The sequence below is a fragment of the Pseudomonas sp. TH08 genome, from assembly GCF_016651275.1.
GTDB lineage: Bacteria > Pseudomonadota > Gammaproteobacteria > Pseudomonadales > Pseudomonadaceae > Aquipseudomonas.
The window spans coordinates 321,034-345,840 of sequence record NZ_JAEKEE010000004.1; the positions used below are offsets into that span (position 1 = coordinate 321,034).

Annotated in this window: 24 protein-coding genes; 15 read left to right on the forward strand and 9 right to left on the reverse strand. The window is 59.7% G+C overall.

Annotated elements, in window-relative coordinates; all coding sequences use genetic code 11:
• Nucleotide 1: 1 nt before the first annotated feature.
• The 5 genes from JFT91_RS18595 (at nucleotide 2) to JFT91_RS18615 (ending at nucleotide 5,244) form a co-directional block, all read left to right on the forward strand.
• Nucleotides 2-520 (forward strand): GNAT family N-acetyltransferase, encoded by a 519-nt coding sequence (locus JFT91_RS18595; protein ID WP_201233436.1) that lies wholly within the window; start codon nucleotides 2-4, stop codon nucleotides 518-520.
• A gap of 205 nt (nucleotides 521-725) precedes the next feature.
• Nucleotides 726-1,892, forward strand: coding sequence for an MFS transporter (locus tag JFT91_RS18600; protein WP_201233437.1), 1,167 nt, complete (start codon nucleotides 726-728; stop codon nucleotides 1,890-1,892).
• Between the two features lie 168 nt (nucleotides 1,893-2,060).
• A complete protein-coding gene (locus JFT91_RS18605) occupies nucleotides 2,061-2,747 on the forward strand; it encodes an HPP family protein (protein WP_201233438.1) in 687 nt (228 codons plus the stop codon).
• 235 nt (nucleotides 2,748-2,982) lie between these two features.
• The gene (locus tag JFT91_RS18610) at nucleotides 2,983-4,089 is read left to right on the forward strand and encodes an enoyl-CoA hydratase/isomerase family protein (protein ID WP_201233439.1); all 1,107 of its coding nucleotides are present in this window, start codon (nucleotides 2,983-2,985) and stop codon (nucleotides 4,087-4,089) included.
• A 3-nt stretch (nucleotides 4,090-4,092) separates the two neighbouring features.
• Complete coding sequence (locus tag JFT91_RS18615; RefSeq protein ID WP_201233440.1) at nucleotides 4,093-5,244, forward strand: acyl-CoA dehydrogenase family protein; 1,152 nt, start codon at nucleotides 4,093-4,095, stop codon at nucleotides 5,242-5,244.
• Nucleotides 5,245-5,360: 116 nt separating this feature from the next.
• On the opposite strand, the gene JFT91_RS18620 is transcribed toward JFT91_RS18615, so the two are convergent.
• The 6 genes from JFT91_RS18620 to JFT91_RS18645 all read right to left on the reverse strand — a co-directional run bounded on the left by JFT91_RS18620 (nucleotide 5,361) and on the right by JFT91_RS18645 (nucleotide 12,333).
• Nucleotides 5,361-6,134, reverse strand: a complete 774-nt coding sequence (locus tag JFT91_RS18620; RefSeq protein ID WP_201233441.1) for an enoyl-CoA hydratase — start codon at nucleotides 6,132-6,134, stop codon at nucleotides 5,361-5,363.
• Between the two features lie 16 nt (nucleotides 6,135-6,150).
• Nucleotides 6,151-7,278, reverse strand: a complete 1,128-nt coding sequence (locus JFT91_RS18625; protein WP_201233442.1) for an acyl-CoA dehydrogenase — start codon at nucleotides 7,276-7,278, stop codon at nucleotides 6,151-6,153.
• Between the two features lie 141 nt (nucleotides 7,279-7,419).
• On the reverse strand, nucleotides 7,420-8,613 hold the full coding sequence (locus JFT91_RS18630) for an acetyl-CoA C-acyltransferase (protein ID WP_201233443.1): 1,194 nt from the start codon (nucleotides 8,611-8,613) through the stop codon (nucleotides 7,420-7,422).
• Nucleotides 8,614-8,625: 12 nt separating this feature from the next.
• Nucleotides 8,626-9,387 carry an SDR family NAD(P)-dependent oxidoreductase gene (locus JFT91_RS18635; RefSeq protein ID WP_201225901.1) on the reverse strand — a complete coding sequence of 254 codons (762 nt, stop codon included), beginning with the start codon at nucleotides 9,385-9,387 and terminating at the stop codon, nucleotides 8,626-8,628.
• A gap of 16 nt (nucleotides 9,388-9,403) precedes the next feature.
• Nucleotides 9,404-11,068: an AMP-binding protein gene (locus JFT91_RS18640; protein WP_201233444.1), complete on the reverse strand. Its 1,665-nt coding sequence runs from the start codon at nucleotides 11,066-11,068 to the stop codon at nucleotides 9,404-9,406.
• Between the two features lie 248 nt (nucleotides 11,069-11,316).
• Nucleotides 11,317-12,333, reverse strand: a complete 1,017-nt coding sequence (locus JFT91_RS18645; RefSeq protein ID WP_201233445.1) for an AraC family transcriptional regulator — start codon at nucleotides 12,331-12,333, stop codon at nucleotides 11,317-11,319.
• Nucleotides 12,334-12,624: 291 nt separating this feature from the next.
• Here JFT91_RS18645 and efeU point away from each other — a divergent pair, with 291 nt between their 5' ends.
• From efeU to efeO (JFT91_RS18665), 4 genes are read left to right on the forward strand one after another with little or no spacing between them, the layout of a single operon-like run.
• The gene (gene efeU / locus JFT91_RS18650) at nucleotides 12,625-13,479 is read left to right on the forward strand and encodes an iron uptake transporter permease EfeU (protein ID WP_201225904.1); all 855 of its coding nucleotides are present in this window, start codon (nucleotides 12,625-12,627) and stop codon (nucleotides 13,477-13,479) included.
• A gap of 8 nt (nucleotides 13,480-13,487) precedes the next feature.
• Nucleotides 13,488-14,687, forward strand: a complete 1,200-nt coding sequence (efeO, locus tag JFT91_RS18655; protein WP_201233446.1) for an iron uptake system protein EfeO — start codon at nucleotides 13,488-13,490, stop codon at nucleotides 14,685-14,687.
• Between the two features lie 17 nt (nucleotides 14,688-14,704).
• Nucleotides 14,705-16,003: an iron uptake transporter deferrochelatase/peroxidase subunit gene (efeB, locus tag JFT91_RS18660; RefSeq protein ID WP_201233447.1), complete on the forward strand. Its 1,299-nt coding sequence runs from the start codon at nucleotides 14,705-14,707 to the stop codon at nucleotides 16,001-16,003.
• A 27-nt stretch (nucleotides 16,004-16,030) separates the two neighbouring features.
• Nucleotides 16,031-16,855 carry an iron uptake system protein EfeO gene (gene efeO / locus JFT91_RS18665; protein ID WP_016986782.1) on the forward strand — a complete coding sequence of 275 codons (825 nt, stop codon included), beginning with the start codon at nucleotides 16,031-16,033 and terminating at the stop codon, nucleotides 16,853-16,855.
• Nucleotides 16,856-16,977: 122 nt separating this feature from the next.
• Here efeO (JFT91_RS18665) and pssA read toward each other — a convergent pair whose 3' ends face one another.
• Nucleotides 16,978-18,321, reverse strand: a complete 1,344-nt coding sequence (pssA, locus tag JFT91_RS18670; protein ID WP_201233448.1) for a CDP-diacylglycerol--serine O-phosphatidyltransferase — start codon at nucleotides 18,319-18,321, stop codon at nucleotides 16,978-16,980.
• A 193-nt stretch (nucleotides 18,322-18,514) separates the two neighbouring features.
• Here pssA and JFT91_RS18675 point away from each other — a divergent pair, with 193 nt between their 5' ends.
• Together JFT91_RS18675 and JFT91_RS18680 are read left to right on the forward strand one after the other, a co-directional pair.
• Nucleotides 18,515-19,078 carry a TetR/AcrR family transcriptional regulator gene (locus JFT91_RS18675; protein ID WP_201234013.1) on the forward strand — a complete coding sequence of 188 codons (564 nt, stop codon included), beginning with the start codon at nucleotides 18,515-18,517 and terminating at the stop codon, nucleotides 19,076-19,078.
• 55 nt (nucleotides 19,079-19,133) lie between these two features.
• The gene (locus JFT91_RS18680) at nucleotides 19,134-19,613 is read left to right on the forward strand and encodes a nuclear transport factor 2 family protein (protein ID WP_201233449.1); all 480 of its coding nucleotides are present in this window, start codon (nucleotides 19,134-19,136) and stop codon (nucleotides 19,611-19,613) included.
• Between the two features lie 121 nt (nucleotides 19,614-19,734).
• On the opposite strand, the gene sfnG is transcribed toward JFT91_RS18680, so the two are convergent.
• On the reverse strand, nucleotides 19,735-20,817 hold the full coding sequence (gene sfnG, locus JFT91_RS18685; RefSeq protein WP_201225909.1) for a dimethylsulfone monooxygenase SfnG: 1,083 nt from the start codon (nucleotides 20,815-20,817) through the stop codon (nucleotides 19,735-19,737).
• Nucleotides 20,818-21,444: 627 nt separating this feature from the next.
• Here sfnG and JFT91_RS18690 point away from each other — a divergent pair.
• From JFT91_RS18690 to JFT91_RS18705, 4 genes are all read left to right on the forward strand, one after another.
• A complete protein-coding gene (locus tag JFT91_RS18690; RefSeq protein ID WP_201233450.1) occupies nucleotides 21,445-21,729 on the forward strand; it encodes a DUF3077 domain-containing protein in 285 nt (94 codons plus the stop codon).
• Entirely contained in the window at nucleotides 21,726-21,992 is a 267-nt protein-coding gene (locus JFT91_RS18695; protein ID WP_201233451.1) for a short-chain dehydrogenase, read from the forward strand. Before JFT91_RS18690 ends, JFT91_RS18695 begins: the two co-directional genes overlap by 4 nt.
• Nucleotides 21,993-22,267: 275 nt before the next feature.
• Nucleotides 22,268-23,752 (forward strand): cation:proton antiporter, encoded by a 1,485-nt coding sequence (locus JFT91_RS18700; protein WP_242489316.1) that lies wholly within the window; start codon nucleotides 22,268-22,270, stop codon nucleotides 23,750-23,752.
• Between the two features lie 17 nt (nucleotides 23,753-23,769).
• The gene (locus JFT91_RS18705; RefSeq protein WP_201233452.1) at nucleotides 23,770-24,066 is read left to right on the forward strand and encodes a hypothetical protein; all 297 of its coding nucleotides are present in this window, start codon (nucleotides 23,770-23,772) and stop codon (nucleotides 24,064-24,066) included.
• A 132-nt stretch (nucleotides 24,067-24,198) separates the two neighbouring features.
• Here the strand turns inward: JFT91_RS18705 and JFT91_RS18710 are convergent, their stop codons facing one another.
• Nucleotides 24,199-24,735: a hypothetical protein gene (locus JFT91_RS18710; protein WP_201225686.1), complete on the reverse strand. Its 537-nt coding sequence runs from the start codon at nucleotides 24,733-24,735 to the stop codon at nucleotides 24,199-24,201.
• Between the last annotated feature and the right edge of the window lie 72 nt (nucleotides 24,736-24,807).

Sequence of the window (24,807 nt, forward strand, 5' to 3'; positions counted from 1 at the left end):
CATGACTTTCATCGTCCGCCGCGCCAGCCCTGCTGACGCGGCCGCCCTCCCCGCTATCGAACGCTCGGCCGCCGAACTGTTTCGTCTCGACCCTGCCCTCGCCTGGCTCGCCGACGCTGAAGTGCCTGGCGTTGAGCAACATGTGCAAGCCATCGAGCAGATGTGCGTTTGGGTGGTGGAAAGTGCTGGCCAGCCATTGGCCGGGTTTCTTCGGGCGCTGCAAATCGACAATCAGTTGCACATCGAAGAACTGTCAGTGAGTCAGGATTATCAAGGACAAGGCATGGGGCGTGCGCTGGTGTTGGCGGCAATTGAACAGGCGCGCCGAATGCAATTGCAGGCCGTGACCCTGACCACTTTCCGTGATCTGCCGTGGAATGCGCCGTTCTATCAGCGCCTCGGGTTTGCCGTGCTCACCCGGCAGGACACGCCGCCACATCTGCTGAGCGCCCTGCAAAGCGAAATCGCCCACGGCTTCCCCGGCGAACGACGCTGCGCCATGCGCCTGCCCCTCCCCTGAAATCCACCACATCCCCTGTAGGAGCTGCCGAAGGCTGCGATCTTTTGATCTTGTTTTTTCAAGATCAAGATCAAAAGATCGCAGCCTGCGGCAGCTCCTACAGGGACACACCCACATGTCGGGTGTGTCAGGTTGACCGCCGGGCGAGAGCCGGGGAGGATGACGGCGCGCCCCTCGTATTTGAAATAAGGACATTGACCTCTTCGTGGCCACTTACTCCCGCCTGATCCGCCGACTGATGATCACCTCGCTGACCGTCGTCGTCAGCCGTGCCCTGATCAGTCCGCTGCTGACCCTGTTCCTCAGCAACAAACTCGGCCTCAACCCACAGGATGTCGGCTTGCTGCTGGGCATCGCGGTGTTCAGTGCCACGCTGCTGTCGCTATATGGTGGCTACATCATTGATCGGCTCGACAAGCGTCAGTTGCTGATCGTTACCATGCTGTCGAGCGGCGTTGGCCTGACGCTGCTGACCTTTGCGCAGAACCTGTATCTGGTCACGCTGGTGTTGATCATCAGCGAAACCGCGTCGGCGCTGTTCCTGATCTGCTCCAAGGCAATGCTCAGTGAAAACCTCCCGGTGGGCCAACGGGTCAAGGCGTTTTCCCTGAACTACACGCTCACTAACATCGGTTACGCGATTGGCCCGATGATCGGCGTGGTGATTGCCGGCATCCAGCCTTCCGCGCCCTTCATCGTCGCTGGGGCCATCGCCATTGGCAGTATTTTCCTGCTGCTCGGCGCCGGCAAAGACGCCAATTCGAACGCACCGGTTGGCCAGCCACAAAGCTTTCTGAAAACGCTGATCATCCTGAAGAACGACCGCACGATGATCCTGTTCACCCTCGGCTGCCTGCTCAGCACCCTGGTTCACGGGCGTTTCACCCTGTACTTGTCGCAATACCTGTTGGTCACCCACCGCCAGCAGCAAACCCTGGACACCATGGCCGCGCTGCTCGCCTGCAACGCGATCACGGTGATTTTGCTGCAATACCAGGTCGGCCGGTTGCTCAAGCGTGAACACTTGCGCCACTGGATTGCCGGTGGTACGGCACTGTTCATTGTCGGGCTGATCGGTTTCAGCCTGGCCGACAGCCTTGTCGGCTGGTGCGTGGCGATGTTCATCTTCACCTTGGGCGAGATGATCATTTACCCGGCAGACTTTCTGTTTGTCGACACGCTCGCCCCGGAAGAACTGCGCGGCAGCTACTACGGCGCGCAGAACCTGGCGGCACTCGGCGGCGCGGCGAGCCCGGTGATGTGCGGGTTTCTGTTGATGCACACGCCGGCCCCGAGCATGTTTTATGCGCTGAGCGTTTTGGCCGCATTAGGCGGTTATTTGTGTGTGGTCAGCGGGCGTCGGGGCGCTTAAATTCAAAAATAATGCACTCAAACTGCATTTATATGAATTTGTCAGCATCGAAATAGATCGGCAAACTGTGCGCGTTCCTCCCCCAATGTTGGAACACTTCGAGGGCTTTCCGGATTGCCGGACAAGTCCTTTTTTTTGCCCTGAATTTGCTGCAAGGATCGGATTCACATGCTCGCTCGCTGGTTGCCCGCCGCCATCAACACCCGCCCGACCGAATGGAGCCGCGCCGCCATCGGCATGGCTTTGGGGACGCTGTTTAGCGTGTGGTTATGCGCTCAGGTGTTTGGCCATGAAGTGGCTTACCACCTGATCGGCCCGTTGGGTGCTTCGGCGGTGTTGCTGTTCGCCGTGTCGTCCGGCGCACTTGCCCAACCGTGGTCGATCATTGGCGGTTATCTGTGTGCCGGCGGCGTCGCGCTGCTGGTCGCACACGTACTGGGACGAACCCTTGGCAGTGCCTGTCTGGCGGCGGGCATGGCGCTGGTTCTGATGTGCTGGTTGCGCTGCCTGCACCCTCCCGCTGGCGCGCTGGCGTTGACCCTGGTGTTGGCCGATCCGGCGACCATCGCCATGGACTGGCACGCCATGGCGCCTGTGATGCTCGGTGCCGCGTGCCTGTTGCTCAGTGCTTTGGCCTACAACAATCTGACGCGCATTCGTTACCCGAAACGCCCTGCCGAACCGGCGCCATTGGTTGCTCCAGTGGACATCCAGGCAATCACCGCTGAAGACCTCAAGCTCGCGCTGGCCGACATGGAAGCCTTCATCGACATCACCCCCGAAGACCTCGAGCAACTGATTCACGCCAGCGAACTGCACGCCAAACGCCGCAGCATTACCACAGCCTTCACCTAACCCCTTATGTAGGAGCTGCCGCAGGCTGCGATCTTTTGACTTTGATTTTTAAAGATCAAAAGAGCGCAGCCTGCGACAGCGCCTACATGAGCCCGCCTACATGTTCGACCAAGGTAAAAATGCAGACAGGCGCTGCACATATCCCCGTTGTACACGACAAATTTGCACTGTTACGATCCGGTAACGCTCGCGCGCGAGCTTCTCGAATAAAGACAATAAAAGCAGGGAGTTACTGATGACAGCTCAGGCTTCATCCCCGCGGACACAGTCCATGGATGCCACGCAAGACGACGTGCTGGCCGAGGTTCGCAACCACATCGGTCACCTCACTCTCAACCGCCCCGCCGGCCTCAATGCCATTACCCTCGACATGGTGCGCCTGCTGCAACAACAGCTCGACGCCTGGGCGACTGACGCCAATGTCCATGCGGTAGTGCTGCGCGGTGCTGGCGAAAAAGCCTTCTGCGCCGGCGGCGATATTCGATCGCTGTACGACAGTTTCAAAAGCGGCGACACGTTGCACGAAGATTTCTTTGTCGAGGAATACGCCCTCGACCTGACGATCCATCACTACCGCAAACCGGTGCTGGCGCTGATGGACGGTTTTGTCCTCGGCGGCGGCATGGGCCTGGTGCAAGGTGCCGATCTGCGCGTGGTCACCGAGAAGAGCCGACTGGCGATGCCGGAAGTGGCCATCGGTTATTTCCCGGACGTCGGCGGCAGTTATTTCCTCTCGCGCATTCCCGGTGAACTGGGGATTTATCTGGGCGTCAGCGGCGTACAGATTCGCGCGGCCGATGCGCTCTATTGCGGCCTCGCCGACTGGTATCTGGACAGCAGCAAACTGGCGACCCTCGACGAAAAACTGGATCAACTGGAATGGCAGGACACGCCGCTCAAGACTCTGCAAAACCTGCTGGCCAAACACGCCGTGCAAACCCTGCCCGATGCGCCACTCGAAGCCTTGCGCCCAGCCATTGATCATTTTTTCGCGCTGCCGGACGTGCCGAGCATGGTCGAGCAACTGCATGCAGTGAACGTTGCCGACAGCCACGAGTGGGCGACCAGCACGGCGGATCTGCTGCAAACCCGCTCGCCGCTGGCCATGGCCGTGACGCTGGAAATGCTCCGTCGCGGTCGGCATCTGAGCCTGGAAAACTGCTTCGCCCTCGAACTGCATCTGGATCGTCAGTGGTTTGCACGCGGCGACCTCATCGAAGGCGTACGCGCGCTGCTGATCGACAAAGACAAATCACCACGCTGGAACCCGCCGACCCTCGCTGCGCTGGACGCTGCGCATGTCGCGAGTTTCTTCCACGGTTTTGCTGAGAGCGGGAGCTGAGCCATGCACGATCTCGAACTGACTGAAGAACAAGTGATGATCCGCGACATGGCTCGGGATTTTGCCCGCGGCGAAATCGCGCCCCACGCGCAAGCCTGGGAAAAGGCTGGCTGGATCGACGACGCCCTAGTGGCGAAAATGGGCGAGTTGGGCCTGCTCGGCATGGTCGTGCCGGAAGAATGGGGCGGCACTTACGTCGACTACGTGGCGTACGCCCTGGCGGTCGAAGAGATTTCTGCCGGCGACGGCGCGACCGGTGCGTTCATGAGCATTCACAACTCGGTCGGCTGCGGCCCGGTGCTCAACTATGGCAGCGAAGAGCAGAAACAAACCTGGCTGGCGGATCTGGCCAGCGGTAAAACCATCGGCTGCTTCTGCCTTACCGAGCCGCAGGCCGGTTCCGAAGCGCACAACCTGCGCACCCGCGCCGAGTTGCGTGACGGCCAGTGGGTCATCAACGGCGCCAAGCAATTTGTCAGCAACGGCAAACGAGCGAAACTGGCCATCGTGTTTGCGGTGACCGATCCGGATCTGGGCAAGAAAGGCATTTCGGCGTTTCTGGTACCGACCGACACGGCGGGGTTCATCGTCGACCGTACCGAACACAAGATGGGCATCCGCGCCTCCGATACCTGCGCGGTGACGCTGAACAACTGCAGCATTCCCGAGGCCAACCTGCTTGGTGAACGCGGTAAAGGCCTGGCGATTGCCCTGTCCAACCTTGAAGGCGGACGCATCGGCATCGCCGCACAGGCACTGGGTATTGCTCGGGCGGCGTTTGAAGCGGCGTTGGCGTATTCCAAGGATCGGGTGCAGTTCGACAAGCCGATCATCGAGCACCAGAGCATCGCTAATCTGCTTGCTGACATGCACATGCAACTGAACGCGGCGCGGCTGTTGATCCTGCATGCGGCACGGCTGCGCTCAGCGGGCAAACCGTGTTTGTCAGAGGCGTCGCAGGCCAAGTTGTTTGCGTCGGAAATGGCCGAGAAGGTCTGCTCGTCGGCGATTCAGATTCATGGCGGGTATGGGTATCTGGAAGATTATCCCGTCGAGAAGTACTACCGCGATGCGCGGATCACGCAGATTTATGAAGGCTCGAGCGAGATTCAGCGGATGGTGATTGCACGGGATTTGAAGAACTATCAGCTCTAAAAGCATCGCGAGCAGGCTCACTCCTACAGGGTCTTCGGGTGTACACAAAAACTGTGTCAACCGCTATTCCACTGTAGGAGTGAGCCTGCTCGCGATGAGGTCAGCTCAGACGCTGCTTATTTGCCCTGAAACTCCGGCGCACGCTTGGCCACAAACGCCGCCATCCCTTCCTTCTGATCCTGGGTGGCAAACGCCGCATGGAACACCCGGCGCTCGAAGCGCACGCCTTCAGTCAGATTGACTTCGAAGGCACGGTTGACGCTCTCCTTGATCATCATCGCAATCGGCAGCGATTTGCTGGCGATCACCGCCGCGACTTTCAGCGCTTCATCGAGCAATTCGTCACTCGGCACAATGCGCGCGACGATGCCGCAACGCTCGGCTTCCACCGCATCGATCATGCGTCCGCTCAGGCACATTTCCATGGCTTTGGCCTTGCCCACCGCGCGGGTCAGGCGCTGCGTGCCGCCCATGCCCGGCAGCACGCCAAGGTTGATTTCCGGTTGGCCGAATTTGGCGTTGTCACCCGCCAGAATGAAGTCGCACATCAGCGCCAGTTCACAGCCACCGCCGAGGGCAAAACCGTTCACGGCGGCGATGATCGGCTTGCGGCGGTTGGCCACGCGGTCACTGTCGCTGAACAGGTCATCCATGTAGATCTGCGGGTAGCTCAGCTCGGCCATTTCCTTGATGTCGGCACCGGCGGCAAAAGCCTTTTTCGAACCGGTGAGGACGATGCAGCCGATGTTGGCGTCAGCTTCCAGCGCATCGAGCGCCTGGTTCACTTCGCTGACCAATTGCGCGTTCAGGGCGTTCAGCGCCTGCGGTCGGTTGAGGGTGATCAAGCCAACGCGGTCGTGGATTTCCAGCAGAATCGTTTCGTAGTTCATGAATTCAGATTCCTTCTCAAAGATTGCGCGAGATGACCATGCGCTGAATGTCGCTGGTGCCTTCGTAGATCTGGCAGACGCGCACGTCGCGGTAGATGCGTTCCAGCGGGAAGTCGTTGAGGTAACCGTAACCACCGAGGGTTTGCAACGCCATTGAACAGACCTTCTCGGCCATCTCGGAGGCAAACAACTTTGCCATCGATGCTTCAACCAGCGCCGGTTGCCCACTGTCTCGCAGGGCCGCCGCGTAATGCACCATCTGCCGGGCAACGGCGATCTGGGTGGCCATGTCGGCGAGGCGGAACGCGACAGCCTGATGCTCAATGATCGGCTTGCCGAAGGTGTCACGCTCACGCGCGTAATCACGCGCCGCTTCGACCGCCGCGCGAGCCATGCCCACCGATTGCGAGGCGATACCAACACGCCCGCCCTCAAGGTTGGCCAGAGCGATTTTGTAGCCTTCGCCCTCCTCCCCCAATCGATTGGCCACCGGGACTTTGACGTCCTCGAAAAGAATCTGACAGGTGTCGGAAGCGTGCTGGCCGAGCTTGTCTTCGACACGTGCAACTTTGTAACCCGGCGAATCGGTCGGCACTATAAACGCGGAGATGCCGCGCTTGCCGGCGCTTGGATCAGTGACGGCAAAGACGATGACGATCCCGGCGTTCTGCCCGGAAGTGATGAACTGTTTGCAGCCGTTCAGCACGTAGTGATCACCTTCGAGGCGCGCACGGGTTTTCAGACTGCTGGCGTCGGAACCGGCCTGCGGTTCGGTGAGGGCGAAGGCACCGAGCATCGCACCGCTGGCCAGCGGTTTGAGGAAGCGTTCGCGCTGATCGTCGTTGCCGAATTTGAGGATTGGTACGCAGCCCACCGAGTTGTGCACGCTCATGATCGTCGAGCAGGCGCCATCGCCGGCAGCGATTTCTTCCAGGGCCATGGCGTAAGCCAGGTAGCCGGTGTCACAACCGCCCCACTGCTCGGGCACGAGCATGCCGAAGAAGCCCAGTTCGGCCATTTCAGCGATGGCTTCCTTGGGGAAACGGTGCTCGCGATCCCACTCGGCGGCGAACGGCTTCAGCCGTTCCTCGGCGAACTGCCGGGCCATGTCGCGGATCTGGGTTTGATCTTCGTTGGGAATCATGGTGAATCCTTAAATGTCAGTCGCACCGCTAACCCCTTGTAGGAGTGAGCCTGCTCGCGATGGCGTCGTGTCAGTCAACACTGATTTATATGACCCACCGCTTTCGCGAGCAGGCTCACTCCTACAAGGGGACTGCGTGAATCAGTAGAGGCATTCCACGGCCATGGCCGTTGCTTCGCCGCCGCCGATGCAGATGGCCGCGATCCCGCGCTTGAGATTGCGCTGGCGCAACGCCGAGAGCAACGTCACCAGAATCCGCGCACCGGATGCGCCGATCGGATGGCCCAGCGCACAGGCACCGCCATGCACGTTGAGCTTGTCGTGCGAAATCTCAAGATGAGTCATCGCCGCCATGGCCACGACGGCAAATGCTTCGTTGACCTCGAACAGATCCACCTGATCCAGCGACCAACCGGTCTTCTTGATCAGCTTGTTGATCGCCCCAATCGGCGCCACCGGAAACAGGCCCGGCGTGTCAGCAAACGCCGCATGGCCATGAATCACCGCCAGCGCTTTCAAACCAAGTTTCTGCGCCTGCGACTGACGCATCAGCACCAATGCTGCCGCACCGTCGGAGATCGAACTGGAGTTGGCCGCCGTCACCGTGCCGCCCTCGCGGAACGCCGGTTTCAGCGAGGCGATCTTGTCCAGTTTGGCTTTTGGCGGCTGCTCGTCATGGCTGATCAGCACCTGCTCTTTGCCGACGGTCACGGTCAGCGGGACGATTTCGTCCTTGAAGCTGCCGTCCTTGATCGCCTGCTGCGCGCGGGTCGTCGAGGCGATGGCAAACGCGTCTTGCGCTTCGCGGCTGAAGTCATTGGTTTCAGCACAATCCTCGGCGAAGGTGCCCATCAAACGGCCCTTGTCGTAGGCGTCTTCGAGGCCATCGAGGAACATCGAATCGAGCACGCGGCCGTGGCCCATGCGGTAACCGGCGCGGGCACGGTCGAGCAGATACGGCGAGTTGGACATGCTTTCCATGCCCCCGGCGATCACCACGTCAGCGCTGCCGGCAATCAGCATGTCGTGCGCGAGAATCGTGGTTTCCATGCCCGAGCCGCACATCTTGTTGACGGTGGTGCAACGGGTCGACTTGTCCAGCCCGGCGCCCAGCGCAGCTTGACGCGCAGGTGCCTGGCCGAGGCCGGCAGGCAGTACGCAACCGAACAGCACTTCATCAACCGAGTCGCTGGCAACGCCGGCACGTTCAACCGCAGCCTTGATCGCCGCAGCGCCAAGTTGTGGCGCGGTGAGGCTTTTCAGTTCGCCCTGAAAGCCGCCCATCGGGGTGCGCACGGCGCTGACGATAACAATTGGATCGTTGAAAATAGTCATGACAAATCCTCCTTACTTGGCGGCCATGCGCAAGGCGCCGTCGAGACGGATCACCTCGCCATTGAGCATGCTGTTTTCGATGATATGCCGAACCAGTGCAGCGTACTCGGCAGGCTTGCCCAGGCGCGGCGGGAACGGTACGCCGGCGGCCAGCGAGTCACGCACTTCCGGGGTCATGCCGGCCATCATCGGCGTTTCGAAAATGCCGGGGGCGATGGTCATCACGCGAATGCCAAAACGCGCCAGTTCGCGCGCGGCCGGCAGGGTCAGGCTGGCGATCGCACCTTTGGACGCCGCGTACGCGGCTTGACCGATCTGGCCGTCAAACGCCGCGACTGAAGCGGTATTGATGATCACGCCACGTTCACCGTCAGCATCTGCCGCAGATTCCGCCATCGCCGCAGCGGCCAGACGCAGCATGTTGAAACTGCCGATCAGGTTGACGTTGATCACCTGGGCGAAGCTGCTCAGCGCATGCGGGCCGTTCTTGCCGAGGATCTTCTCGCCACGCACGATACCGGCGCAATTGATCAGGCCGTTGAGGCTGCCAAACGCGGCGACCGTCGCTTGCACGGCAGCTTCGGCGGCGGCTTCGTTGCTGATGTCGGCGACCACGCTTTGTGCGCCCAGCCGCTCGGCCTGTGCGGCGACGGCTTCAGCGTTCATGTCCACCAACATCACCTTGGCGCCGGCACTGACAAGCAATTCAGCGGTGGCGGCACCCAGGCCAGACGCGCCGCCGGTGACGATAAAAACCTTGTTCTCGATCTGCATGACAGTTTCCTTCAATTCAAGCTGAAACGTTGTGCGCCGCGGCCTCTTGAGCCTTGGCGATTTCCTGGTTGCGCAAGATAAAGCGCTGCAATTTGCCACTCGGGGTCTTGGGCAATTCGCTGACAAATTCGATTTCACGCGGGTATGAATGCGCGGCGAGACGCTTGCGCACGTGCTGGCGCAACTCTTCGGCCAACTCTGGCGCCGCGCGGTATTGCGCGCTGAGCACGACGAAGGCTTTCACCAGTTCGGTGCGCTCCGGATCCGGTTTGCCGACCACGGCCGCTTCGACCACCGCGGGGTGTTCGATCAGCGCGCTTTCGACGTCGAACGGGCCGACGCGATAGCCGGAGGTGGTGATCACGTCATCGCTGCGGCCAACGAAGCTGATGCTGCCGTCCGGGTTCCATTCCACGGTGTCGCCGCTCAGGTAGTAATCGCCGACGAAGGCTTTGGTCGGCGCGCCTTCATAGCCGCCAAACCAGCACATCGGCGATTGAGGCCGATCGATGGCAAGAATCCCGGGCTGGCCGACACCCAGTTCGTTGTATTGGTCGTCGAGCACGACGATGCGATGGCCCGGCGAGGCAAAACCGGCGGCGCCGACGTGTACCGGATGGTCGAAACCGTGGTGATTGCACAGCACCATGCCCAATTCGGTCTGGCCGTAATGATCATGAATGACCACGTCGAGATTGTCGGCGAACCAGCGAATCACTTCGGGGTTCAGCGGCTCACCGGCGCTGCTGACGATGCGCAACTTGCCCTTGATCGACCTGGCGAACTCGTCGCCGCCGGCAATCAGTAGGCGATAGGCCGTCGGCGAACCCGTGAGGTTGGTGATGCCGTACTTGTTGATCACCCGGCAGGTGCTTTCGAGGGTGAACGGACCATCGTAGAACGTGATCGGATGGCCCATCGACAACGGCCCGGTGACGCCGAAATAAATGCCATAGGCCCAGCCCGGATCAGCGACATTCCAGAAGGCATCCTGCGGGCGCAGATCAACGGCATCCCGGGTGTAGCTCTGGAATGCGACGATGGCTTTGAGCGGTACGGAAAGCGCTTTCGACGGGCCAGTGGTGCCCGAAGTGAACATCAGCAGGAACGGATCTTCGCCGGTCAGCAGAACCGGCTCACAGACGTTGGAATAATTGGCCAGTTCGGCCCAGAAACTGAAATCGCCACGGACGATGCCCTGGCCTTTGGCGCCACCGACGGTGACCAGGGTCGGACAGTCGACGACTTCTGCGAGTTTCGGCCGATTGACCGCGTCGGTCACCACGACTTTGGCGCCTGAACTGTTCAGGCGATGTTCGAGTGCTTTGGGGCCAAAAGCGGTGAACAGCGGCTGATAGACCGCGCCGATTCGCCAGGTGGCGAACACGGTGATGAGCAATTCGACGTTGCGCGGCAGCAGGCCGGCGACCTTGTCGCCCTTCTGTACGCCCTGCGCGAGGAGAAAATTGGCGAAACGCGCGGCTTTGTCCTGCAAGTCGCTGAAAGTGTACGTCGCACTGGCGCCGTCGCGGCCTTCCCAGAACAGCGCAATGCGTCCCGGCAATGCATGGCGGTCGCAGCATTCGACGCAGGCGTTGAGCGCCGCTAGCGTACCGCTGAGCGCGGCATCCACGGTGTGCTGATAGTTGAACTGTTCAGTGGCAGACAAGTAATCGCGCATTGCCAGAATCCCTCTGTGTTTTTATTAGGCTGGGAAGCGTAAACAACAGGGGGATAGTCGCGCTGTGGGGCTGTGGCGGCAATGGTCAAAGCCATCAAAGTGGCTGACTGGTTTGGCCAGGGTTCAGATCATTTGGCGCCTGAGCGGACGCTTTCGCGAGCAGGCTCGCTCCCACAGGGGAATGCATTGCAAATTGTGGGAGCGAGCCTGCTCGCGAAGTGGCCGGATCAATCACTACAAAATCCGGATCAGACTGCTTCGTTGAGGATCAACGTGCGGTAGTGCCCGGGATTCGACCCCGACCACTTGCGAAACGCCTTGTAGAACGAACTCGCATCGGCAAACCCCAACCGCGCCGCGATCTCGACAAAACTGATCGAAGGCTCCGCCAGCCAGACAATCGCCAGTTCCTTGCGCACGCTGTCCTTGAGCCCTTGATACGTCTGCCCTTCCTCGGCAAGACGCCGGCGCAAGGTCGAGGCCGACATGCACAATTGCTGCGCCAGGGCGTCGGTTTCCGGCCATTGCTCGGCGGGTAATTGCCGCAAATCCTGCTTGATCCGACTGGCCAGGCTTTCCGGGTCGCGGTACTTCACCAGAATGTTCGCCGGCGCCTGGGCCAGAAAGCGCTTCAGCTCGTCGGCTGTGCGCTTGATTGGCAGTTCGAGGCAATCGGCAGAAAAGATCATCCGTGTGCGCGGCCGGTCGAACCGCAGGTTTTCCGAGAACATCACCCGATAGTCGTCAGTGAAGTCCGGCGCCGGACAGCGCAGTTCGATGGCCAGAATCGGAATCCTGCGCCCCGCCAGCCAGCAGGCGACGCCGTGGACGATCATCCAATAGGTGAAGTAGGTGAAAGCGCGACGTGGCTCGGGGTCGTCCTCCAACAGGACGATTTCCGCCAGGCTCTGCTGGTGCACCAGTTGCGCGGGCAGGCGCTCGAGCATCAGTGACAGAAAACTCAAGCCACTGCCCAAGCCGGCCGCGAGCGTCGGTTGCGCCATCGCGCTGCGGCAGAGGAACTCCAGACTGCCGGACTTGAGCTTGCGCAAGTCCATGCCGAAAAACTCGTCATCGCCGCGCCGGGCCAGCAAGCGCCAGAGTCTGGCGTACTGCGAGGCCGGTACACGACCGTTTTCGGTTTGCAACAGCGCCGGATCGATGCCGACCTTGCTCAAGACTTCTTCCGTGGCCACGCCCGGGGCACAACTTTGCAACAGTGCTTCACGCACCAGTTGAACGGCGATGGTGTCTTTTTCCGACATGGAACCCAGCAAATCCTGTTGTTTTTCGAATGACCCGCATCTTACCGCAGGACACGAATTGAACACGAACCCCTGTAGGAGTGAGCCTGCTCGCGATGGCGGCCGGTCAGAAAAATATGTGCTGACTGACCCAGCGCCATCGCGAGCAGGCTCACTCCTACAGGGATCTGTGTGAGGCAAAAATTGAGGTTGTTCAGCTACCGTTCAGCTTCATGTCAATGAATGTCATGTGAGAATGAGTGTCATTATGTTACAACTTGTAACCTCTTCGAATGACTTAGTGGATGTCGAATGCTCGTTCCCTTTCTGATCATGCTGCGCGAAGGCATTGAAGCCGCGCTGATCGTTGGCATCATCGCCAGCTACCTCCAGCAAACCGGCCGTGGCCAATGGATGCCGGCCGTGTGGATCGGCGTATTTCTGGCCGCCGCCCTCGCCCTGCTGGTCGGTGGCGGTCTGGAACTGGTCAGTGCCGAGTTCCCGCAAAAGCAGCAAGAGCTGTTTGAAGGCGTGGTCGGACTGGTGGCCGTGGGCATTCTCAGCTCCATGGTGTTCTGGATGCGCAAAGTAGCGCGCTCGATCAAACATTCCCTGCAAGCCTCACTGGATCACGCCCTGACCTCTTCGAAACACCAGGTCATCGCGCTGATTGCCATGGTCTTTTTCGCCGTCGCGCGTGAAGGGCTGGAGACGGTGTTCTTCCTGCTCGCGGTGTTCCAGCAAAGCGAAGGCCCGGGCGCGCCCATCGGCGCCCTGCTCGGTCTGATCCTGGCGATCATCGTCGGTTTCCTGATCTACAGCGGCAGCATGCGCCTCAACCTTTCGGCATTTTTCAAGTGGACCGGGTTGTTCATTCTGGTAGTCGCCGCCGGGATTCTCGCCAACTCGGTGCAGGCGCTGCATGAGGCTGGGCTGTGGAATCACCTGCAAACCGTACTCTTCGACTTCAGTGCGACGCTACCGATGGATGGTCCGTTGGGCTCGGTGCTGGCCGGCATGTTCGGTTATCAGGACACGCCAACCGTGAGCACCCTCGGCGCCTATCTGATTTATCTGCTGGTGGCGCTGGTGATGTTCTTTTATCCCGCCGGGGCCGCGCCCGCTTCAGCAAAAGCCGCCAAATCGTCTTCAGCTTCCAGCCAATAAGGGCATTCATGTCAAAGCCTAACTCTCCTCAGGCCACCCCTCCCCGTGCCTTGCGCTGGGCGCTGGCCGGCTCGGTGGTCGTGATGATCGCTGCCGGTGGCCTGTTCTGGTACGCCTCGAAAATGGCCGCGGCCAAGCGTCAGCACAACCACAATGAAGTGGTGGTCAACATTCACCCCGGCAGTTGCGAGCCGAATGAACTGAGCGTGCCCGCCGGCCGCGCCAGTTTCCGCATCGTCAACCGCTCCGAGCGCGCAGTGGAATGGGAAATCCTCGATGGCGTGCTCGTGGTTGAAGAGCGCGAAAATATCGCCCCCGGTTTAAGCCAGGTGATCAACGCCAACCTGCAACCCGGTGATTACGCGATCACTTGCGGTTTGCTGAGCAATCCGCGCGGCACCCTGCACGTAACGCCGACCGCCGCGTCCGACGCCGCCGCCAAAGCCAAACCGTCGATGGTCGCTTTTGTCGGGCCGTTGTCAGAGTTCCGCGTGTATCTGGCCAGCCAGAGCAGCGCGCTGATCAAAGCGGTGAGCGCACTCGATCAAGCAATCGAAAGCGGCGATTTGAGCCAGGCGCAAGCACTGTACCTGCCGGCCCGCGCCGCTTATCAGCGTCTGGCTCCAGCCGCGCAGCGCTTGGCCGAACTGGATAACAACATCAATGCCCGCGCCGACTATTTCGAAAAACGCGAACAGGACCCGGCCTTCGTCGGTTTCCACCGCCTCGAATTCGCACTGTTCCAGCAGCGCACACTCGACGAACTGGCGCCGGTTTCGCAGCGGCTGCTGAGCGACGTCACCACACTCAAAACGCAACTGCTCGCCCAGACCCTGCCGCCGGAGCAACTGGTCAACATCGTCGTGCGCAACCTCAATACCTTGGCCGACGTGCGTGCGGCCAGCGGTGAAGAGGAGCGCTACAGCCACAGCGACCTCAATGGTTTTGCCGCCAATCTGCAAACCGCGCACAAGGTCGTCGATCTGCTGCGGCCAATGCTGACCAAGTCTGCGGCCGACCTGTTACCGAAGATCGACCAGGCGCTGGCGGACTTCGACACCGAGCTCGACCACTACAAGATCAAGGACGGCTACGCCAGCTACGACTCCGTCAGCGGCGAACAACGCAAGCAGATCGCCGACAAGGCCCAGGCTCTGGCCGACGCACTTGATGGCATCGATCCCGCCCTCGGCCTCTCCGGCCTGTAAGCAGAAGACGAGTACCGATGAAAGATTCAGAACAACTCAACCTGCAACGTCGCCGAGTCCTGATGGGCATGGGCGCCGCCGGTGTTGCCCTGGCAGGTTCAGCACTGAGCTGCCCGGCCATGGCTGCGGCACCTGCGCAAGTTACCGAAGCGCCCAGCAGCGACAAGACCGAAGACCGCCACGACTTCCACGGCGTGCATCAGACCGGCATCGTCACCCCGCGCCCGGCCTCGGGCATGTTCGTATCGTTCGATGTGCTGGCCAGCGATCGCGAAGACCTTGAGCGGCTGTTCCGCACCCTCAACGAGCGCATCGCGTTCCTGATGAAGGGCGGCCCGGTGGCGCAGATCGATCCGAAACTGCCGCCACCGGATTCCGGCATCCTCGGCCCCAATGTGACCCCGGACAACCTGACCATCACCGTGTCTGTCGGCGAATCGCTGTTCGACGAGCGCTTCGGCCTCGCCGATGCCAAGCCCAAACGCCTGATCCGCATGGTCGGTTTTCCCAACGATGCGCTGGAAGCCGATTGCTGCCACGGCGACTTGAGTTTGCAGTTCTGCTCGAACACCACCGACACCAACATTCACGCCCTGCGCGACATCGTCAAAAACCTCCCGGACCTGCTGCTGGTGCGCTGGAAGCAGGAAGGCAGCGTGCCGCCGCAAGCCCCGGCGAAACCCGGCGTACCGGCGCAGTCGGCGCGTAACTTCCTGGGTTTTCGCGACGGCTCGGCCAACCCCGATTCCAACGACAACAAAACCATGGACAGCATTGTCTGGGTGCAACCGGGCAGCGATGAACCCGCCTGGGCGGCCCACGGCAGTTATCAAGCGGTGCGGATCATCCGCAACTTCGTCGAGCGCTGGGATCGTACGCCGTTGCAGGAACAGGAAAGCATCATCGGTCGGGTCAAAACCAGCGGCGCGCCGATGGGCGCCCAGCACGAAACCGAGGTCCCGGATTACCACAAGGATCCAGAAGGCAAGCTGACCAAACTCGATGCGCACATTCGCCTGGCCAACCCGCGCACCGCCGCGAGTCAGGCCAACCTGATCCTGCGCCGGCCGTTCAACTATTCCAACGGCGTCAACAAGAACGGCCAGCTCGACATGGGACTGCTGTTCATCTGTTACCAGGCCGACCTGGAGAAAGGCTTCATTACCGTGCAGACCCGCCTCAACGGCGAACCGCTTGAGGAATACCTCAAACCGGTCGGCGGCGGTTACTTCTTCACCCTTCCGGGTGTTTCGGGCGACAAGGATTTCATCGGTCGCTCGTTGCTCAACGCCACACAACCTAAAACAGCTGCATAAAATAATCTCAACACTGGAGCCGCCCTCATGAAAAAGACGCCACTCGCGTTATTGCTGACCCTCGGTTTGCTCAACACCCCGCTGTCGGCGTTCGCCGCGACAGCACCGCTGGACCTGGTGGGGCCGGTGTCGGACTACAAGATTTACGTCACCGAGCAACTCGATGAACTGGGCAGTCATACCCAACAGTTCACCGACGCCGTGAAAAAGGGCGACCTGGCCACCGCACAAAAGCTCTACGCCCCGACCCGCGTTTACTACGAGTCGATCGAGCCGATTGCCGAGCTGTTCAGTGACCTCGACGCGTCCATCGACTCCCGCGTCGACGACCATGAGAAAGGCGTGAAAGCCGAAGACTTCACCGGCTTCCACCGCATCGAGTACACGCTGTTTTCGGAGAAAAGCACCCAGGGCCTGAACGAGCTGGCGGACAAGCTCAACAGTGACGTCAAAGACCTGCAAACCCGTGTGGCCGGCCTGACCTTCCCGCCTGAAAAAGTCGTCGGTGGCGCTGCGGCGTTGCTCGAAGAAGTGGCCGCGACCAAGATCTCCGGCGAAGAAGATCGCTACAGCCACACCGACCTGTATGACTTTCAGGGCAACATAGACGGCGCGAAAAAAATCGTTGATCTGTTCCGTCCGCAGATTGAAAAACAGGACAAGGCCTTTGTAGCGAAGGTTGACAAGAACTTTGCCACCGTCGACAAGATCCTGGCCAAGTACAAGACCAAAGACGGTGGTTTCGAGACATATGACAAGGTGAAGGATAACGACCGCAAGGCGTTGGTAGGCCCAGTCAATACACTGGCGGAAGACCTGTCCACATTGCGTGGCAAGTTGGGTCTGAACTGAGTTTTTTAGCGTCTGGTCTGGCCCTATCGCGAGCAGGCTCACTCCTACAGTTGGAATGCGTTCCCTTGTAGGAGTGAGCCTGCTCGCGATAGCGGTTGTATGACCGCTACAAATTTAAAACCTTACAAAATCCGGTAGAGCAATCGCTCGATCCGCACCCGACTCACACGCTTGAGAAACTTGGCCACGGCCCCCGGGTATTCCGGCAACGTTTCCAGGCTCTGAAAGCTGTCGATCCGCGTGGTATGGCGGAAAATCTCTTCCAGCTCCTGCGCCCGCGGCGCCAGCCACTCCCCCTTCGGATCATCGATCAGCAGCGCGTTTTCCAGATCCAGACGGAACGCCCGTGGATTGAGATTGTTGCCGGTCAGCAGCGTATAGCGCTGATCGATCCACATGCCCTTGAGGTGATAGGTGTTGTCGCCATCACGCCACAGGTGCAGGTTCAACTGGCCGCTGTCGATGTTTCGCTGATGCCGCTTGGCGAAGCGCCGCAGGCTGATTTCGTACAGATACGGCAACGCCGCGATCACCTTGAACGGCTCGCTCGGCGGAATGTAAAAGTCGTTGGCGGTCTTGTCGCCGACCACAATGTCGATCTTCACCCCACGGGCCAGGGCACGATTGACCTCGCGGATCACGCCGAGCGGCAGGTTGAAGTACGGCGTGCAAATGGTCAGTTGCTGTTGCGCGCTGGCGATCAGTTCGAGAATCGCCCGGTTCAGCGGGTTGTTCTTGCCCACGCCGAGCAATGGACTGACCGACAGACCCGTGTGCGCCGTGCTGCCGGCGCTGGTGTCGTAGGTTGCGTATTTGAGCCGACTGCGCAGGTCGCCGATGTCGTTGCGCAGGCTGCGCGTAGTCGGCAGGTTGGGCAGGTCGAGACGATGCACCGCTTTCGATTCGATCAGACCGTGCTTGACCAAGTGGTGCATCGAGTCGGCCAGTTCGTGGCTTTGCAGCACGTGGTAACGGTCGAACCGGTACTTGTCGAACTTGTGCAGGTAGACGTTGTTAAGACTCGCACCGCTGTAGACCACGCAATCATCGATCACAAAGCCCTTCAGGTGCAGCACGCCGAACAGCTCGCGGGTCTGCACCGGCACGCCGTAGACCGGCACCTCGCTCTGATGCGTGCGAGTCATTTCCTGATACCACGCCGCGTTGCCCGGCTGCTTGCCGGCACCGATCAAACCACGCTGAGCGCGCAGCCAGTCGACGACCACGGCAATTTCAAGCTCTGGGCGCTTGAGTTTGGCGGCGTGCAAGGCATCGAGGATTTCCTGACCGGCTTCGTCTTGCTGTAAATAGAGCGCGACGATGTAGATGCGCTGGGTCGCCGCAGCGATTTTCCCCAGCAGGCAACGACGGAATTCGGCGGCACCGGACAGAATGGTCACGGCCTCGGCGGTCAGCGGAAAGCTGCGCAATTTGGGCAGCAAGGAACGTTTGAAAAGCAACGGCATAGGGCTCGCAATGGGTCGAATCCGAAGAACCCGAGAGCTTACACCATCGTATCCCTCGGGTCTTGCCGACACTCTAAAGATCGCAGCCTTCGGCAGCGCCTACACAGATCAATGTAGGAGCTGCCGAAGGCTGCGATCTTTTGATCTTAAAAACACCTTGCCAAAGGAGAACAATCGTTCTACTTTTTCACCCATGAACGAAATCACTAGTAACGACACACGCGACATCATTCTGGATGTCACCGAAAAGCTGATCTATAAAAGTGGCATCGCTGCCACCAGCATGGATCTCCTGGTGAAAACCGCCGGCGTTTCGAGAAAAAGTATTTACCGCTATTTCGCCGACAAGGACGCACTGACTGTCGCCGCCCTGCAACGCCGCGACGTGCGTTGGATGCACTGGTTCAAAAGTGCCGTCGATCAGGCCGAAACACCGGCTGATCGCCTGCTCAACCTGTTTGCCGTGCTCAAGGCGTGGTTTGCTTCCGAAGGTTTCCGCGGCTGCGCGTTCATCAACACCAGCGGCGAAACTGGTGACCCACAGGATCCGGTGCGTCTGGTCGCCAAAGAGCATAAACAAAAGCTGCTCGACTACGTATGCGAGCTGTGTGCTGAACACGGCGCCGAAGATCCGCAACTGCTGGCCAAACAGCTGCTGATCCTGATTGATGGCGCCATTACCGTAGCGCTTGTGATGGGTGATCACAGTGCCGCCGATAATGCGCAATGCATGGCGCGAAAGTTATTGGACCTGTAACGCCTTAATAAGCCTGACACGTTGTTTAAACGTTAACTTTTTCGGGAGACTGAATATGTCTACTGCAGCCCAGGTGCGTCCACCCTTGCCACCCTTCAACCGTGAATCAGCCATCGAAAAAGTTCGTCTGGCCGAGGACGGCTGGAATTCCCGCGATCCGGAAAAGGTCTCGCTGGCCTACACCCTCGACACGCAATGGCGCAATCGCGCCGAGTTCGCCCACAACCGCGAAGAAGCCAAAGCGTTCCTGACCCGCAAGTGGGCCAAGGAGCTGGATTATCGACTGATCAAGGAACTCTGGGCTTACTCCGATACGCGCATCGCCGTGCGTTATGCGTATGAATGGCACGACGATTCGGGAAACTGGTTCCGCTCGTACGGTAATGAAAACTGGGAGTTCGATGAAAACGGGCTGATGTTCCAGCGTTATGCCTGCATCAACGACATGCCGATCAAGGAAAGTGAACGCAAGTTCCACTGGCCGCTGGGCCGTCGCCCGGATGATCACCCCGGCCTGTCCGACCTCGGCCTCTGATTCAACACCGATAACATTTAGGAGTGAGCCTGCTCGCGATAGCGGAGTATCAGTCAACACTTAGGCTGAATGTTAAGACGCCATCGCGAGCAGGCTCACTCCTACAGGGGATGTGTGGGGTTCAGGCGACGGCGGCGGTTTTTTCGGATTCGAGTTCGCGCACCAGCGGCAACACGCGCTTGCCGAAATACTCGACTTCTTCCTGAAAGTGCAGAAACCCCGCCAGCACCAGATCCACGCCCACCGCTTTCAACGCGACGATTCGTTCGGCAATCTGCAACGGTGTGCCGATCAGGTTGGTCTTGAAGCCGTCGTTGTACTGAACCAGATCCTCGAACGTCGACTTCGCCCAATTACCCTCGCCCTCCGGTGAAGCCCGGCCCGCCTGTTTCGCGGCATCGCCAAACGCGTTCACCGCTTCCGGATCGGCCTGCTCGATGATCTGCGCCAACACCGCCCGCGCCTCTTCTTCGGTGTCCCGAGCGATGACAAACGCGTTGACGCCAATCTTCACCGAATGATTGTTCGCTGCAGCCTTCTGCCGAATGTCATCAACCTGCGCCTTGATACCTTCGACGCTGTTGCCGTTGGTGAAATACCAATCCGACACTCGCGCCGCCATATCCCGCGCCGCACGTGAGCTGCCGCCCTGGAAAATCTCCGGGCGCCCCAGCGGTTTCGGTTTCAAGCTGTAATTGTCGAAGCGGTAGAAGTCGCCGCGAAAGCTGAAGTTGTCCTGACTCCAGACACCGCGCAGCGAGCGAATGAACTCTTCGGAGCGGCGATAACGCTCATCGTGTTCCAGCCAGTGTTCGCCAATCGCCTGAAACTCGCCTTTGAACCAACCGCTGACGATATTCACCGCGATGCGCCCGTTGGTGAGCTGATCGATCGTAGCCAGTTGCTTGGCGGCCAGCGCTGGTTGCCAGGGGCCGGGCAAAATCGCCGCGATGACTTTAAGTGTGTCGGTGGCAGCCAGCAAGGCATGGCTGAACGCGACCGACTCATGCTGAAACTCGGCACCATAACCGGCAGTGAAGCGGATCTGCGTCAGCGCGTATTCAAACCCGGCAGCTTCGGCGAGTTGCGCCAGTTTGCGGTTGTAGTCGATACCCCAATCGGTGCGTTGTTCGATCTTGCTGACCACCAGCCCTCCGCTGACGTTTGGCACCCAGTAGGCAAATTTCACGGCTTGCTGACTCATTGGCGTGTCCTCGGGACATTTTGGGAGATGGGAGTGGTAGAGCAGCAAGCGTGCCAGCCGCGAAACACCCGGATTGACTGCGATTGAGAGGTGCGGGAGTGTTTTGCTGGAGGGCTGTTTGTCGGGTGGCTGTTGGCTGGGCAACAGTTGCAGCAAAGATTTACGGGGCTGGCGACCTCCTCGACCATGCCCGATGAACAAGTGCGGAATTTCGCCGCGAAAATCCCGCTCGGCCGTCACTACGGCAGCTTGAGCTATGGAATGCGATCAACCTGTGGGAGGGGCTTGCTCGCGATAGCGCGGGGTCATTCAACATCATTGCTGTCTGATACAACGCTTTCGTGAGCAAGCCCACTCCCACAATGATTTGTGGTCATCCTGCAAGGATTGCGGCGGTTGACGGGTCTGCCCTCACTCCCTATCCTCGCGTCCGTCACGACTCATTCGTGATCGGGTTTGACGGCTCGGTATTTCCCTAGGTCCTTTGCGCAGCTCCATGGCAGCTGTGCGTGGGGCGCTTTCGAGTGCGCCGGGTTCCTAGGACCGGTCCGTCAACCCGCGTACAGTTGCCACCCAATTCGTTTGACGGCGATTTCGTGGCAACTCCAATTCCTGGGAGATGCACCGATGACCGATCCAACCACAATCGCTACCCCCTTCACCCGCTGCGACCACGTCGCCCACCACCTCTTCGCCGTTCAACCCGGCATCCCGTTACTCGACGCCCTCGAACACGCCACGGTCTACCTCAGTTGCGCCGAAGCCCTCGCCCATCAAGCCCCCACCGCCACCCGCCCGGAACACAGCGGCTCCTTGCGCTGGGCCAGCCAACAAATGCTCGGCACTGCACGCGCATTGGTGCAGGCATCGGTCGATGGTTTGCACGCCGCTCGCACTGGGGGTGACGCATGAATTCGCACCTTTCGATGACGCATAACGAAGACAGCATTCCCGTACTGCTGGTCTCCACCGAGGCTCCGCTGGATGTGTTGCACGCCAGTGCGGCGAGTCGGTTTCTGGCGGTGACGCAGATGATGGAAAGCCTGGCCAGTCTCGATATCACCTCGGCCAAGGGTGCCGACGTGCAGCAACTGGCCCACGCGGCGGCGATGTTGCTGCGTGATGGCTGTGATGTGATGGATGTGTTGGGGCGGCAGATCCAGTTGCGGGTTTGATCTATAAGCTTGTGTAGGAGCTGCCGCAGGCTGCGATCTTTTGATGTTGGTTCTCAAGATCAAAAGATCGCAGCCTGCGGCAGCTCCTACACGGTTACGGGTTCGGTAAATAAAGTGAACCCGGCCCTCTGGCGACTCTCCATACCTTTAAGTGCCCAACCGGTCCGCAGGGTCAGGAAGTCGTCATGTCTACGCCTATTATCAAGCTCTTCATTTATTGGACGTCGGGACGTGGTGCCTGTGCCGTCCGTTGAAACCTGCGCGGGCGGCGCATCATGAGTTTTGTCGTGTGGGTCGCAGTGCTCGGTGCTGTGTTGCTGACGCTGGCACTGACCTCGTCGTACCTGCGCTGGATGCCGGTGACCACATCGGCGGTGTGTCTGCTGCTGGGAATCGGGATCGGCCCCAGTGGCCTTGATCTGTTGAAACTGTCACTGGAAAACGCCGCGTCGTGGATGGAGCACCTGACGGAAGTGGCGGTGCTGTTTTCACTGTTCGTCTGCGGACTCAAGCTGCGATTGCCGCTACGCGACAAACGTTGGCGGATTGCTTTCGGTTTGGCGGGACCGGTGATGGTGCTGACCATCGTCGGCGTTTGTCTGTTGTTGCATTGGGGCTTGCAGTTGCCGTGGGGGGTGTCGCTGTTGATCGGCGCAATCCTGGCACCGACCGACCCGGTGCTGGCGGCACTGGTACAGGTCAATGATGCGCGGGATGTCGACAGTGTGCGCTTTGGCCTTTCCGGCGAGGCTGGATTGAACGACGGCATCGCCTTTCCGTTTGTAATCCTCGGGCTGTTGCTGATCCAGAATGACAGCGATTGGCAGGGTTGGGTCTTGCGCAGTCTGCTGTGGGCGGTTCCCGCCGGGCTGCTGACCGGTTACTGGATGGGCCGGGGCATCGGCCGCGTCACCCTGGCACTGCGCATCCGCAATGATGACAGTACCTTGAGCCCCAACGATTATCTGGCTTTGTCGCTGATCGCTTTGGCGTATGTCGTCGCCGAAGCCATTGGCGGTTACGGGTTTCTCTCCGTATTTGCTGCCGGCCTCGGCTTGCGCCAGGTCGAAGTGAAATCCACTGGCGTCAGCCAATTACCCGCCGAACATCTGGTGCAACCGCTAGTCGGTCACCAGAACATCGAACCCCAGCACGCGCTGCACGGCGATACCGGACAGCTGGAAACCAGCCAGGTCGCCGCCGGCATCATGATGGGCGACATGTTGTCGTTCGGCAGTCTGGTCGAACGGGCCATGGAAGTGTTTCTGGTCACGTTGCTCGGTGTGGTGCTGGTGGCACATTGGGACTGGCGAGCGCTATGGGTGGGCGGCGTGTTGTTCTGCCTGATACGCCCGGCCTGCGTTGCCCTTATGCCGTGGGGTGGATTGCTGGAGGGTCGCCAACGCCTGTTGATTGGCTGGTTCGGCATTCGAGGGATCGGCAGCCTGTTCTATTTGTTCTACGCCCTGAACCAGGGCCTGTCCGGGTCGTTGGCCGCGGTCTGCACCAACCTGACGTTGTCTGTTGTGGCGCTGAGCATTTTGCTGCATGGCATCAGCACTCAACCCATCCTGGCCCGCTACGAACAACGGCAAAACCAAATCCCCCACACGGGTTTCCGGGGGATGAAAATCTTCAGCAAAAAATGGATCTCTCGGCGATGGCCAGCGGTCACAAGCATAACCCCCGCCAGATGCACCCGGCGGGGCCCGGCAGGTTCGGTTCCCCTGCGGCGCGAAGCTTATGAAATGGAACCCTGAAAATTAAGGTTACAGTCATGAAAGAATGCTCGACTCCTGCGCAAATCAAGGCTTGCAGAGCGTTGGCTCTGGAGCGCAATCGCCAATTGTTTGATAACGCCCATACCCTGAATCGAGCGGCGCATGAGCTGCTCGAAAGCGGGCAGCTGGATTCTGAACAGTTTGAGCATTACCGCGCATTACGCCGTAAGGCCGATGTGAAATTTGCCGATGCGATCGAGCATTTGTGTGTGCTGAACGAGGATTTTCCGCCGATTCCGATGTCGGTGCAGAACTCTCAGGGGTTGCGGCGACAGCTTGAAACTGCCGACTGAAATAGTGACCGTTCACTTTCCTGTAGGAGCTGCCCCAGGCTGCGATCTTTTGATTTTGAAAAACAAGATCAAAAGATCGCAGCCTGCGGCAGCTCCTACAGGGAGAGTGTATTGGTAGATTTCGGGAGCAGATCAGCCGCCGGGGTTGGTGACCTGGATGAACACCGAATAACTGCCCAACAGCACCCAAAAGGTCGCGAAGATCCAAGGCGTGCGCACCGAGAACAGCAGCGACTTGCGATAACCCTTGTGGCTTGATTCCGTTTCGCAGAACAGCGGCGACTCGTCATAGGCCAGCCCCATCAAAGGCTCGCTGTGGAGCAAATGACTCTGTTTGAAGTGCCAGTGATCGATGATGTCATACGCCGCGCGAATCCCTGGCCAGGCATTGAGTGAACTGAGTAGCCCGAGCAAGGCCAGAAACGGTGGCACCACCAGCGTAAACAACTTGCCCCATTCCGGGTTGAGATTGGCCATGCACGACGCAAAAGCAATCACCAGGAACGACTGCGCGGCCAAATAAGCATCCGTACGATTGGCCAGAATGCTGGTTTCGTACTGGATTTCCCGGCGATAGAAATCCAGGCGTTCCTTGGGTGAGCCGAACATCTTGGCGTCATGTTCGGTCAGGGTTTCTTCAGCGTTCGGCTGGGTCAGTATGCGAGACAAGAGGCGCACGCTCCGGAGTGGGAAAACCTTTAGAAGTCGTCCCTTCCAGACAAGTTCAGCCTGATTCACTGA